Below are 13,282 nucleotides of genomic sequence, written 5' to 3'. Positions count from 1 at the left end.
CAGAATAGGAGGAGGCCTGGTATGTTTTTGCGTGTGCCGTTGGGGGACAGCATGGTTCCAGTCAATATTTTTCCAATGGAGGGTACGGATGCCGATTACCAGGCGCTTGCAGATGTGCTCACAATCAGGCTGTCCGTGTTGTGTACAGAGGATCCGGAGCTTGAGGCCGACCTGGAGATCATCACGATCGAGGAACAGCTGGATGGCTGGGAAACCACATTGTACTATCGCGGCAGAGATGATGAGACTAGCATCCTTTGGATCCGCTAGCTTGTTTTGTCCGTCCCAGGTCAGCGTTTGGTCAGAGGCTTATTTTATACTTGGGATTGCGATCCGAAATAAAATGGCAATGTGAGGTGAGCGAAAGAAAAGATAAGCAACGCAGCTGGAACCTATAGGCTTGAGCACTACAAAAATACGATACGATGGAGCTAAACTTATGAAAAAACTAAAACATGGCACGGCAATTCTGATGACCTTGACTATGCTGTTCCTGAGCATCCTGCCAGGACTTGGCGGACAAACTGCAGCGGCGGCCGTTATTACTTCTCCGGATGCGCACTATTTGGCAGGCTCGGGACCGGCACTAGCAGCGCCCAATATTGACATTGACGGCTCTGCAGATCCCCAGCATTATTCAGAGATCACATTTGGCATCGATGGCGCTCTCGCAGATGAGCAATTGACTCTGCTGGAAGTCGCTGCTCCCGAGGCTCTCGATGTGACCGCTGGCGCAGTTTCCGTCTTTGCAGGCATCATATACTTGGGGGATGGTACAGCGACCAAGGCGATCGGAGAGGTCAACGAGACGTTGGACGGCTCGGGCGGCAAGACGCTGCAGATTGACTTCTACTCCCGACCGCTCACGAACGGTGATTTCAACGATGGTATCACCACCGGATGGCAAGTAAACGATGCCTTGGTCAACCTTGGCGATCTGGCTACCAAGACTCAGGGGCGTCCGGTGACGGCTTCACCTAATGGTGATGGATCGTTCACGATTACCGGAGATGGATACAGCTACATATCAGACATCCAATATACTCATGAAGGAGAAGAACGACCGCTTAGCAGCGGCGGCTCTTTCACGTCATCCATCAGTGTGGACAACGGAAACTCGGCACTGCAGCTGACGTTTGCTAACGGAACTGTCTCGGGTACATCACATGTACATCCTTACGGCTCCGTTTTTGGCCCCGAAGCCATCAGCGACATGTTTGACGCAACAGCCGGCGATTCACTTGCATTTGATTGGAAAGCGGCAGCCGGCCAGGATGACTACGAAATATACGGTTTTCTCATCCAATCTGGATCCGACGATCCTCTTGAGATCCTATACAGCCGCGGCAAGGACAGGGACTGGACAACCTCCTACGGCAAAATACCAGCGGACGGCGATTTCCAATTCCGATTCGTCGCCGGATCTTATGACCAGAGCGGCGGCTTGCAGCTTGGTGCTTCACTGGAAATCGACAACATTCGGGTATACGGACAGGATGTCTCGGATGAGGTCATTGAGCAACTCGCCCGTCTCGTCACCTACGAGAAGCCCGATACGGACGGACTGAACCTGGATGCGGACAACCCGACCGCCGACCGGACGCTTAACATCACAGCCTACAACACGTCCGGTACCACAAGCAGCGGCGAGGCGACGATCGTCATCGAGGACCAATTGCGCCTGCTGACCGCCAATGTGGACGATACCCGTCCAGATCAGGTGGAGTTGACCTTCAACCTGCCGCTCAACAGCGATCCAGACAGCATCAATCTGGAAGGCCTAACAGTAGGTGGACAATCCGTCGCCCGCATCCTCTCCGTTGACGGCAATGTCGTCGTGGCAGAGCTGGCAGGTGCCCTGACCGGACCAGAAGCACCGACCACTCCCGTGACGCCTGGCCTCTATCCGGTGGTATATGAACCTACGGAGAACAGCAATGTAGAATCCGGAAGCAACAGCGCCAACAAGCTGCAGCCTGTCCCTGCGGCTCCTGGAGAAGGCGCGATCGATGCGAGCTTCACGATAACACCACTCGAGCTGATCAAGGTAACGACCGACCCGGCCGACCCACATGCTGTCAAGCTGCAATTCAACAAAGATCTCTCGGATGCCGAAGATATGGACCTGACCGGATTGACGATCGGAGGCAAGCAGGTCCAAAGCTTCACGGTAGATGGAGATACGATTACTGTGCAACTGGAAGAGCCTTATGAATCGGGGGATCAGCTCGCCTATGACGACGTCGACCCGAGCTTGATCACAGGCGCCGCCTATCCTGAACTCAACATACTGGGCGAGATCGAAGCCGGCGACATCGCGATCCTGGATGGCAAGCTGGACGGGCTGGAGCTGTCCACCGGTGATGGCGCGCTTATCCTTGAGCCAGATTTTGATACCGATGTGAACAGCTACCGTACTGCCGTACCGCAGGATACCGAGACCTTCCGTCTGTCCCCCGGCAACGCTAACACACCGGGTACAGGAATCAAGGTCAGCCTGAATGGCGAAGAAGTGGATGGGGCACCGGACAGCTGGGAGAACCTCCCTCTGGAAGAGGGACCCAATGAAATCACAGTTACGGCCTTTGACGAAGAAACAGGCGAACCTTTAAACGAATACACCATCACCGTCTGGCGTGCGTCGAGCAAGCTGGTCGAGCTGAATCCGTCCGCTGGCCATCTGAGCCCGGCGTTCGACTCGGAGACGGAAGACTATACGATGACCGTAGGCAACGGCACCAGCCAAATCAACTGGACGCCAGTCGCGCTTGATCCTGAATCCACGATCGAAATCAGCGTGAACAACGGACCGTTCGCCGAGGTCGCAAGCGGAGATGCAAGCGGCAATCTCGCACTGAATGTCGGCAACAACACCGTCGTCGTCAAAGTCACTGACCGCTTCGACGGTACTACGAAGGAGTATACTGTCACGGTTACTCGCGCCAATGCGAACAGCGGCATCTATTACCCGCCGGTGACACCTCCTGCGAGTAACAAGCAGACGATCCCTGTCGATGTCGTCATCGGCGGTGACGCTGGTGCAGATATTACCAAGATTGATATCGAGCGCACCACCCATGAAGACGGACGAGTGACCGATCTGGTGACCTTCACACCGGACAAAGCGCAGGAAGCCGTACGCAAAGCGGCGGCTGCCGGAGAGCAGATCGCACGCATCGTCATCCCGGCAACGCAAGCGCAGGCCGATGAACTGCAGGTCGATGTGCCAGGCACCTCGCTGCGCACGCTGCAAGGCAATGGCATTGATCTGGAGATCTTCACTCCTCACGCTGCTCTCCAGGTCCCTAACCATTCGCTGGACGAGCTGGATGGCGATCTCTACTTCCGTCTGGTGCCTGTCAAGGATGCTGCGGCACTGGAAGCTATCGCTGCAGGCGCAAGAGCCGACCAAGCTGTACGTCAGGCAGCTAACGGCAACCCGATCGACGTAATCGGACGTCCCGTGACGATCGAGACCAATATGCCTTCGCGCGAGGCAGGCCTCATCCTGCCGCTGCATGCAGCGGATCTGCCGCAAGATGCCGAGGCGCGCCAGGCGTTCCTGGAAGGACTCCGCGTGTATGCCGACTATGAAGATGGCAGCAAGGCGCTGGTAGATGCGGAAGTCATCACGCTTGCCGACGGCACGCTCGGTCTGCGTCTGGCAACCGACCAATTCGGCACGTTTACGGTTCTCCAACTGGGCGACCGTACGCCGGGTCAGGAAGCCGACGGCTACCATACCGCTTATATCGACGGGTACACTGACGGTACGTTCGGCCCGAACCGCAGTGCTACACGTGCTGAGCTCGCAGCGATGCTCGACAAGCTCGGCGCAGTTACAGAGACAGCCTCCTCCGGCAGCGGCTTCCCTGATGTGGCTGCCAGCCATTGGGCTGCCCGCTCGATCGGCAAGGTAACAGCTACAGGCTTGATGAGCGGTTATCCGAACGGACAGTTCCAGCCAAGCGGCAGCATTACCCGGGCTGAGATGGCTGTCATCGCGTACAACTATCTGGAGCTGAGTGAAGTTTCCGGGACAGGCAGCTTCTCGGATGTAGGCGCCTCTCACTGGGCTTACGGCATCGTCGAAGCTGTTCAGGCCAGTGGATTGATGACCGGCTACGCTGACGGTACGTTCAAGCCGTCGCAGCAGCTGACTCGGGCAGAAGCGGTAACCATCCTCAACCGTATGTTCAACCGTGGTCCGCTGTATGGCGGTACGGGACCACGCTGGTCCGACGTACCCGAGGGACACTGGGCCTATTATGACATCGACGAGGCTTCCAGCAACCACGCTTATGCACTTCGTCCAGAAGGCGGCGAGCAGTGGGTCGGTCACTAGACATAGAACATGATTATTGACTTGACAGCCCCCGCCCTCCGGCAGGGGCAGTCTTTATATCCAGTGAAGCGAGGACCGTCCATGAGAGCTGTATTGATCGACGATGAGCGACTGGCATTGATCCATCTCGGCAAGCTGCTGACGGCCATAGGCGGTATAGAGATCGCAGGGCAGTTCCAATCCGCAGAGCAAGCGATCGCTGAGCTGCGGCGGCTGCAGCCGGATGTCTTGTTCATCGACATCCATATGCCGGATATCGATGGCATGAGCGTCGTCGGGCTGCTGGAGGGCATCTCCCCGCGAACCGCTGTCGTCATGGTGACCGGAGACAGCAGCTATGCGGTAGAAGCCTTTGAAAGGCAAGTGCTGGATTATATATTGAAACCGATTAACGAGGCCCGACTGCGCAAGACTATCGAGCGGCTGCAAGGCTATCTGGGGGTTGCCGGCAAGTCCTCTCCGGTTACGCCGCCCCCCTCAAACCCGCAGGTCATCCTGCATTGCATGGGCAGCCTGCGCGTCCGGTACCCGGACAGAGCGCCAGAGCCGCTCAAATGGAGATCGGCCAAGATAAAATCCCTGTTCGCTTATCTGCTGCATCACCGGGGGCGGCTGATTCACAAAAATACGCTGCTCGACCTGTTCTGGCCCGGGCACGACGAACAAAAGGGATTGGCCAATCTGCAGACCAGCATCTACCGGATCAAAAAGATATGGGAGCCGATCGGCACAGATCTTTTCTCCATCACTTACGCCGAACACGGCTATATCCTTCATACGCAGCAGTTGAAGATTGACGCCGTACAGTGGGAGCAGGAGGTGTCCCTGCTCCCCACGCCGGACGCAGACACGGCAGCCTTGCACCGCAAAGTACTGATTCCTTATCCAGGCGACTATATGGCCGAAGAGAATGAGGCTTGGGCGGAGAGCGAACGGATGCGGCTCAAGGCTCTGTGGACCCAGCACGCTCTACAATTGGGGAAATGGTATGAAGAGAACGAGCGCATCGCTGACGCTGCCGATATTTATCGGAGCATTAACGCTGCTGGAGGATAACGCAGGAAGGGGTAAAGCATTAACCATGCTTTACCCATTTTTTGTACCAAAAGTCGATTTCCCCGTTCGGCGAGGCTTGCATCTCATGCCGTAATACGCTTTGAAGATGTTCAAACTGCTTATGTACAGAAGCGGGGTGCTGCAGCCGGGCATAGGCTTTCATCAAGACGAGATAGCTTTCTTCCAGCAACGGGTCGAGCTGTTGGATCTTGTGATAGAGGCTGATAAGTTCGTTGTCCATCCCTTGCTTCTCATAGAAACGACCAAGTCTGCGGCAATGGGATATCCAAAGCGCTTTGAGCCGCTCCCGCTCCCCTTCCGCCCAGGCATAGTCGTCTTCGCCCAGATAGTGCCCGGTGTACTTCTCCGCCAGCTCTTGATGACGCCACAGATTGGCCGTTGTCGGCGGCGGCAGCGACCGGAGACTCCGCTCCCATTCCTCCACATCAATGTCCATGTTCGCATGCTCCAAGCGGTACCCGTAGGAGACATAGTCAATGGTGAAGAGCTCCTCCCCTCCGAGCTGTCCGCTCCATTCCTTCCAGAGCTTGCGGACCCGGGAGATCGTCGTCTGCAGATTGGCCAGCCCGTTCGTCTCGTCCAGCTCCGGCCACAGCAGATCGACCAGCGCCATCTTGCTGATCAGCTGCCCCCGATGGTGCAGCAGATAGGCGAACAGCTCTTTGACCTTCATCGTCCGCCACTTGAGCGCGACACGCTCTTGTCCTGGCAACTCGAGTTGCAGAGAACCTAGACAATGCAGCTTGATCTGACCGGCGGGAGCGGCGTGCGAACCTTCCGTCACGCGCTGTTCGCTCAGCCGCTGCACGGTTTGGGCAAGACGCTCGAGGGTAACCGGCTTGAGGAGATAATCCAGCGCCTCCAGTTCGAAGGCCTGGATCGCGTACTCATCATACGCGGTGACGAATACGACAGCGGAGGAAGGCGAGCGGGTCTGGATATGCGCCGATAGCTCCAACCCATTCATATCCGGCATGCCAATATCCAAAAAAACGATATCGGGCCTGATCCGTGCTACGGCCTCCAGCGCCTCTGCCGCATCCTGATAGGTGCCGGCAACTGTCAAATGGCCAAAATGCTTCAGCAACTTCTCCAACGTATGTAAAGCCAGCCGCTCATCATCCACCAAAATAGCCTTCATAAGCAAAGCCTCCTTAAGGCAGGCAAAATGGATAACTTAATTAAATCCAGTATATCATTCCATTTGACAGAATACATCCTTCGTCAGACGCAGTGAGGCATCGCCGACCCACGCTTAAAAGCCGCTTTCCCGGGACAAATCTCCCGTGAAAGCGGCTTTTCTCAGCGCTAGCTGCCCTTTACCACTCGGCGATACTGCCGTCCTCATGACGCCATACCGGATTCTTCCACCCGTGACCGACGGCGGCCATCTCCCGCACCTTGTCCTCGTCTACCTCGATGCCCAGACCCGGCTTGGTCAGGATATCGACGAATCCGTCCTTATAGTGGAAGATGCTAGGGTCCTTCAGGTAATCCAGCAGATCGGAGCCTTCATTGTAGTGGATCCCTAAGCTCTGCTCCTGGATGAAAGCATTGGGGGTGCAGAAATCCAGCTGCAACGATGCTGCCAGAGCAATCGGACCAAGCGGGCAATGCGGAGCAATGGCGACATCGTAAGCCTCCGCCATCGCAGCGATCTTGCGCGTCTCCCAGATCCCGCCAGCGTGGCTGAGATCGGGCTGCAGGATGTCCGCGCAGCCGCTCTCCAGCAGCTGCTTGAAGCCCCAGCGGGTGTACATCCGCTCCCCGGTCGCGATCGGGATCGCCGTATGGCGGGCGATCTCCCGCAGCGCCTCGTTGTTCTCCGGCAGCACCGGCTCCTCGATGAACATCGGCTTGAAGGGCTCCAGCTCCTTTACCAGCAGCTTCGCCATGCCCTTGTGCACCCGGCCATGGAAATCGATGCCGACACTGAGCTTGTAGCCGACCGCTTCGCGGATCGCTGCGATGCGCTCCACCGCCGCTTCCACCTTGTCATACGAATCGATCCAGTGCAGCTCCTCCGTCCCGTTCATCTTGATGGCCGTGTAGCCCTGGTCCAGCTTCTCCCGTGCCGCCAGCGCGGTATCTGCCGGCCGGTCGCCGCCGATCCAGCTGTATACCCGCATCTTGTCGCGCACCCGACCGCCCAGCAGCTCGTATACCGGCACCCCCAGCCGTTTGCCCTTGATATCCCATAGCGCCTGCTCGATTCCCGAGATGGCGCTCGTCAGGATCGGACCGCCGCGATAGAAGCCGCCACGGTAGAGCACCTGCCACAGATCCTCGATGTGTCCGGCATCCCGGCCGATCAGATATTCGCTTAACTCCTCCACGGCGGCACGCACCGTATCCGCGCGGCCCTCCACGACCGGTTCGCCCCAGCCTACCAGTCCATCGTCCGTGGTGATCTTGAGAAACAGCCAGCGCGGCGGCACCTTGAACAGCTCCAAAGAACGAATCTTCATTCCTATCTTCGCATCCCCTCTATAATTCATATGATGAATATTATATTTAACATGATACATCATATGAATACTTGGTGTACAGAGTCTTTTGTAACGTTCCGCTACTCCGGCTCCTGCCGCAGTGCTACTGTGTCCTCCCCGAGCGGCACACCGGATGCGGCGCATCAAAAAAACTGCAGCCCGCTTAACGCATGGCTGCAGTTCTCTATGTCGATTCCTCCCGGATCAGCCCGCTCTGGAGCTCCCGCTGCATATCCCCGATATGCAGGCGCATCAGTTCCCTCGCCTGCCCGGCGTCGCGCTGCCTGATCGCCATCGCGATCAGAAGATGGTAGGCCGCCGCCTTCTCATCCATGCCGGGGATCCGCATCGTCTGCCGGCGGCTGTCCAGCAGCACGTCCCCAAGCATACGCAGCGTATTGCCCAGGATCTCGTTCTGGGAAGCCTCGGCGATCTGTTCATGGAACTTCATATCCTCCCGCAGGAAGGACTGGCTGGAGAGCACCTTCTTGTGCATCAGCTCGGCTGTCTTCACGATCTGCTCGATCTGTGCTTCATTTCCCCTCTCGGCCGCCAGGGCGGCGAGCTCAGGCTCGATGATCAGCCGCGTCTCCGTCAGCTGCAGCCAGGAGCTATGCTCCAGCACTGCCAGATACCGATCGGCCTGCTCCGGCAGCTGGTCGCTGACGAAGGTACCCCGGCCCTGCTCTACCAGCAGGATCTTCTGCTTGCCCAGGATGCGCACTGCTTCCCTGACCGAGGATACGCCGACCCCGAGCTCCCCGGCGATCTCCTCGATCGTCGGGATCCGCGCCCCCGCCTTCCAGATGCCCTGTTCGATCCTCCGTTTGATCTCATCATAGACTACTTCGTATACCAGTCGTTTGCTCATGCCTCACACTCGCCGTCCCTCGATTTGTTACTTGATTATACCACAAAGGCCGCTTTGCTTAAGAATGACTCTATTTGAAGGGGCGCGCATAACCGATAAAGTAAGATATCAATCCCTGCGAGGTAACCCTTCATGAAGAATATGAATTTCCAAGTGAATCTGCAAGGCATCATCGACCTCCTGTCGAACCATCTCTACTCCGACCCTGGCGTGTTCGTCCGCGAGCTGCTGCAGAACGGCACCGATGCCGTCACAGCCAGACAGCGGATGGGTCAAGTTTTCGAGGGCCATATCAAGGTAGAGCTGTTCTCCTCGGGAGCGCTCTCTTTTACGGATAATGGCTGCGGGCTGACAGAGGAGGATGTGGCATTGTTCCTCTCCCGGATCGGCAGCTCGATCAAGCGTACGGAGCCGGACCGCGGGGACGATTACATCGGTCAGTTCGGCGTCGGGCTGCTGTCCTGTTTTGTCGTGAGCGAAGAGATCGTGATGATCACCAGGTCAGCCCAGTCGGATGAACCCCTGGAGTGGCGCGGCAAGCCGGACGGCACCTATACGCTCCGCAGGCTCACGCAGGAGGTCCCCGTAGGCACAACTGTCTACCTGAAGGCCAAGCCGGACTACGAAGAGTACTTCACGTACTACCGCCTGGAAGATCTGCTGAGGAAATACGGCGAGTTCCTGCCCACCCCGATCTACCTGACGGAGGACGCCTGCGATGAGCTGCTGAACGGCGCCGCTCCGCCCTGGAGCCTGGATAAGCCGGCCGCAGTAGATTATGTCCAAGGCATTCTCTATGAAAAACCGCTCGACATCATCCCGCTTGCCTCGACGATCGGCGGCGTCCGCGGCATCGCTTACGTGCTGCCCCATGCCGTGAGCTTGCAGGACGAGCGCAAGCACCGCGTCTATCTGAAGAACATGCTGCTGTCCGATCAGATGACCAACCTGCTGCCGGCCTGGGCGTTCTTCGTCCAGGGTATCCTCAACACCGATCACCTCCGGCCGACGGCCTCCCGCGAAGCGTTCCAGGAGAATGACCTGTTCCACGCCGTCAAGGAGGAGCTCGGCGAGAGCATCAAGCGCTATCTGCTCCAGCTGTCGGAGAGCGACCCTGGACTGTTCGAACGCATCATCCTGATCCATCAGTCCTCCATCAAGACGATGGCCGTCCATGATGAAGACCTGTATGCGGTGTTCATCCGGCATCTGACGTTCGAGACGTCCTTCGGAGAGATGAAGATGGAGTCGATCCTCCGCCAGCGGACAACGATCCTGGTCACTTCCTCCCTGGATGAATTCCGTCAGGTCAATCGTGTCGCCAAGGCGCAGGAGATGATGGTCATTAATGGGGGGTATGTCCACGATCTCGATCTGGTGCGGAGGCTCCCGCGCATCGAAGAAGACATCCAGGTCGCCGTCCTCGATCCAATGGCCTTTGCGGAGCGATTCACGCGGCCAGATGAGGAAGAGCAAGCCGCCGCACGGATCCTCCTGGAGCACACGGACGAGCTGCTGTCCCGCTTCCAGTGCCGCTCGCTGATCCGCTGGTTCGAGCCAGCCGATATGCCCGTACTCTACAATACGAGCCGGGAAGCCAACTTCTTCAAGCTGGCCGATGAGAGCGAGCAGGAAGCGGGTCCGGTCTTCCAGGCGATCATCCGCGCCGTCAAGCAGGAGCTGTATGAGCCGCCGCTGGCCAGCATTTGCTACAACTACAATAACCCGATGGTGCGCAAGGCGCTGAATATCCGGGATCCGCAGCTGCGCAAGTCGGCGATCGAGCTGTTCTATACCCAGGCGCTGCTGCTCGGCCATCATCCGATGCATACCGAGGAGCTGCGGATGATGAACGATTCCCTGCTCGTATTCATGAACCGGGGCTTGGCTCAGGCTGGCGAGGTGGACCACGATGAAACAGCGTTTTGATGAGCTGAAGCGAAGCACCTGGGAGCTGCCGAGCGGGCGCCAAAAGCTGGCGGTCCTGGAAGAGATGATCCGGATCGCCGATCGCTACATGACGGAGGAGCAGGCCTACGATGCCCGGATCGGTTATCTGAGCGAGGCCTCGGAGGCCGGCTGCCAGGAGAAGCTGCTCGTCATCTTCGCCTGGTGTCTGGCCAAGTTCGAGCAGAACCCGGGTGATTACAGTGCACACACGCTGATGTGGTATTACAAGTGGGCGCTCAACAGCGCGTGGCAGATTCCCGAGCTGACGCTGGCGCAGGTTGATTCGTTGTTCGAGGATTTCCGGGAGAAATGCCTGAGGCATGGTTACAGTCTGCGGATGTATTACATGAACAAGGTCAACAGCCTGCTGTCGCAGGGACGGCTGCCGGAAGCGGCCGCGGCCTATAAGCTCTGGCGCACCGAACCCCGGGATGCGCTGGCCGACTGCCTGGCCTGCGAACGGCATATGCTCGGTACGTACCACATCGGCATCGGCCACATCAGGCGGGGGCTGCAGCAGCTCAAGCCGATCCTGGAAGGACAGATGAGCTGCCGGCACATCCCGCAGCAGACCTACGGGCATATCATCCTGCCCCTTCTGCAGCTCCAGGAGCCCGAGCGGGCGCACGCACTGGCCAGGAAAGCTCTGCCCCGTCTCGACGGCCCGGCCTATCTGCCGGAGCTCGGGGCTTTCTTATCGTTCTATACTGTGACCAACCTCTCCAAAGCCGAGAAACTGTACAGGCAGACGATTCACCTCGGTCTGGAGAGCAGGGCCGGCTGGGATCGGCTGCACTATCTGCTGGCGGTGCGCCAGTTCCTGCGGGAATGGCATCGCAAGAAGCGCCGGAAGCGGCTTGCCGCCTCGGATCGGGTGACGATCCCCTGGCTCGATGAGCAGCTCGCCTTGCTGGCGGCCGCCTTCGACCGGCGGAACGGCAACGACCATATCAGCCGTCTGATCACGGACGCCGACAGCCGGGTGAACAAGCTGATCAAAGTATATCGCCAGAGATGAGTGATGCCAGGAATACGGAAGCCAGAGACGCTGCCTCGGCCGCTGTCGTCGTCTGTTTGTCCGGATGCGCGGGATCGGTATATTCGACCCGTCCTGATCCCGCTTCCTTGCCGACCACGATGCGGATCGGCACACCGATGAGATCGGCGTCCTTGAACTTGACGCCCGGGCGCTCATCCCGATCATCCAGCAGCGTCTCGATCCCCATGCTCCGCAGCTGCTCATACAGTTCTCCTGCCAGTCGCATCTGCTGCTCATCCTGGACCGAGACGGGGATCAGATGCACCTGGAACGGCGCGATCCCGCCCGGCCACCGGATGCCTTGCGCTTCGTGATGCTGCTCCACAATCGCCGCCAGCAGACGGGACACGCCGATGCTGTAGCAGCCCATGATCATCGGCTGTTCCTGGCCTTGATCGTCGAGATAGCTGGCCCCCACGGCTTGACTGTACTTGGTGCCCAGCTTGAACACATGGCCGACCTCGATGCCCCGGTGCAGGCTCAACACCCCCTCCTCGCACTGCGGGCAACTATCCCCTGCCCGGGCACTCAGGTAATCGCCGACATGTTTCTCCAGATTAGCTGCGTAGCCGCAGCTGCCGCAGGATGCGATCGTATCTTCCCCGATCTCCGCCAAGGCGATAAATTCATGCGAACCGCCTTCGCCGCCGATCGTTCCCGGATCCGCTTCGACGGCCCGGAAGCGCAGCCCGCACCGCTTGAATATGCGGTTGTACGCGGCATGCATCCCCTGGTAAGATCGGCTCGCTTCCTCCCATGAGGTTCCAAAAGAATAGGCGTCCTTCATAACGAACTCCCTGCCGCGCAGCAAGCCAAACCGCGGCCGCCGCTCATCCCGGTATTTGGTCTGTATCTGATACAGCGTAATCGGCAGCTGACGGTAGGAGCGGATCTCCTGTCCGGCCAGCGCGGTGATGACCTCTTCATGCGTCGGCCCCAATACAAACGGCCTCCCGTGTCTGTCCTGCAGCCGGATCAGCTCCGGCCCGTAAGCCGAGTAGCGCCCCGAAGCCTGCCAGAGCTCGGCGGGCTGCAGCGCCGGCATGAGCAGCTCTTGCGCGCCTATCCGGTCCAGCTCTTCACGGATGATGCGTTCGATGCTGCGCAGCACTCGCAGGCCCAGCGGCAGGAAGATATAGATTCCTGCAGCCAAAGGCCGGATATACCCGCCTCTTAACAGCAGTGCGTGACTGGCAGCCTCCGCATCGGCAGGCGCTTCCCGCAGGGTGGGGATGAGCAGATTGGATTGACGCATGTGAACTCCTCCTTCGTAATAGGGCGGCCGAACGCAAATAAACACATTCGTCAGGGACGAATGTGCTCGTGGTACCACCCTAAATTCGACTGCCTGCAAGGCAGTCCTCGGACCGGGGTAACGACCGGCGGCCGGCAACGGTTACTGCGTTCGCCGCTGCTGCTCTCAAGGCGGGCGTATGTGTCCGGACATGGGCGCCTCTCAGCGGGCGGCACCCTCTCTGCAATGTCCTGCGATACAGACGATATCCTTGGTC

General features: G+C 58.4%; 9 protein-coding genes. 5 read left to right on the top strand and 4 right to left on the bottom strand.

All coding sequences use genetic code 11. The annotated features are described in order from the left end of the window. The first annotated feature begins 21 nt into the window (after positions 1-21). The 3 genes from ABC336_RS15940 to ABC336_RS15930 all read left to right on the top strand — a co-directional run bounded on the left by ABC336_RS15940 (position 22) and on the right by ABC336_RS15930 (position 5,401). On the top strand, positions 22-270 hold the full coding sequence (locus tag ABC336_RS15940; RefSeq protein WP_413239565.1) for a hypothetical protein: 249 nt from the start codon (positions 22-24) through the stop codon (positions 268-270). Between the two features lie 169 nt (positions 271-439). Next, positions 440-4,345: an S-layer homology domain-containing protein gene (locus ABC336_RS15935; protein ID WP_413239564.1), complete on the top strand. Its 3,906-nt coding sequence runs from the start codon at positions 440-442 to the stop codon at positions 4,343-4,345. Positions 4,346-4,426: 81 nt separating this feature from the next. After that, positions 4,427-5,401: a response regulator gene (locus tag ABC336_RS15930; protein ID WP_413239563.1), complete on the top strand. Its 975-nt coding sequence runs from the start codon at positions 4,427-4,429 to the stop codon at positions 5,399-5,401. A 19-nt stretch (positions 5,402-5,420) separates the two neighbouring features. Here the strand turns inward: ABC336_RS15930 and ABC336_RS15925 are convergent, their stop codons facing one another. The 3 genes from ABC336_RS15925 to ABC336_RS15915 all read right to left on the bottom strand — a co-directional run bounded on the left by ABC336_RS15925 (position 5,421) and on the right by ABC336_RS15915 (position 8,782). Next, complete coding sequence (locus tag ABC336_RS15925) at positions 5,421-6,563, bottom strand: response regulator (protein ID WP_413239562.1); 1,143 nt, start codon at positions 6,561-6,563, stop codon at positions 5,421-5,423. Between the two features lie 178 nt (positions 6,564-6,741). Next, positions 6,742-7,890 carry a galactonate dehydratase gene (dgoD, locus tag ABC336_RS15920; protein WP_413239561.1) on the bottom strand — a complete coding sequence of 383 codons (1,149 nt, stop codon included), beginning with the start codon at positions 7,888-7,890 and terminating at the stop codon, positions 6,742-6,744. A 205-nt stretch (positions 7,891-8,095) separates the two neighbouring features. Next, entirely contained in the window at positions 8,096-8,782 is a 687-nt protein-coding gene (locus tag ABC336_RS15915) for a FadR/GntR family transcriptional regulator (protein WP_413239560.1), read from the bottom strand. A gap of 132 nt (positions 8,783-8,914) precedes the next feature. Here ABC336_RS15915 and ABC336_RS15910 point away from each other — a divergent pair, with 132 nt between their 5' ends. Continuing rightward, complete coding sequence (locus ABC336_RS15910; protein ID WP_413239559.1) at positions 8,915-10,711, top strand: HSP90 family protein; 1,797 nt, start codon at positions 8,915-8,917, stop codon at positions 10,709-10,711. Further along, positions 10,695-11,750 carry a hypothetical protein gene (locus ABC336_RS15905; protein ID WP_413239558.1) on the top strand — a complete coding sequence of 352 codons (1,056 nt, stop codon included), beginning with the start codon at positions 10,695-10,697 and terminating at the stop codon, positions 11,748-11,750. The genes ABC336_RS15910 and ABC336_RS15905 overlap by 17 nt, the downstream gene beginning before the upstream one ends. Here the strand turns inward: ABC336_RS15905 and proS are convergent. Next, the gene (proS, locus tag ABC336_RS15900; RefSeq protein WP_413239557.1) at positions 11,728-13,026 is read right to left on the bottom strand and encodes a proline--tRNA ligase; all 1,299 of its coding nucleotides are present in this window, start codon (positions 13,024-13,026) and stop codon (positions 11,728-11,730) included. The genes ABC336_RS15905 and proS overlap by 23 nt on opposite strands. Positions 13,027-13,282 lie beyond the last annotated feature (256 nt).

The sequence above is a fragment of the Paenibacillus jepli genome (genome assembly GCF_047238105.1).
Taxonomy (GTDB): Bacteria; Bacillota; Bacilli; order Paenibacillales; family Paenibacillaceae; genus Paenibacillus_D.
Note: the sequence above shows the minus strand (reverse complement) of the source record. Positions and strands in the feature narration are given on the sequence as shown.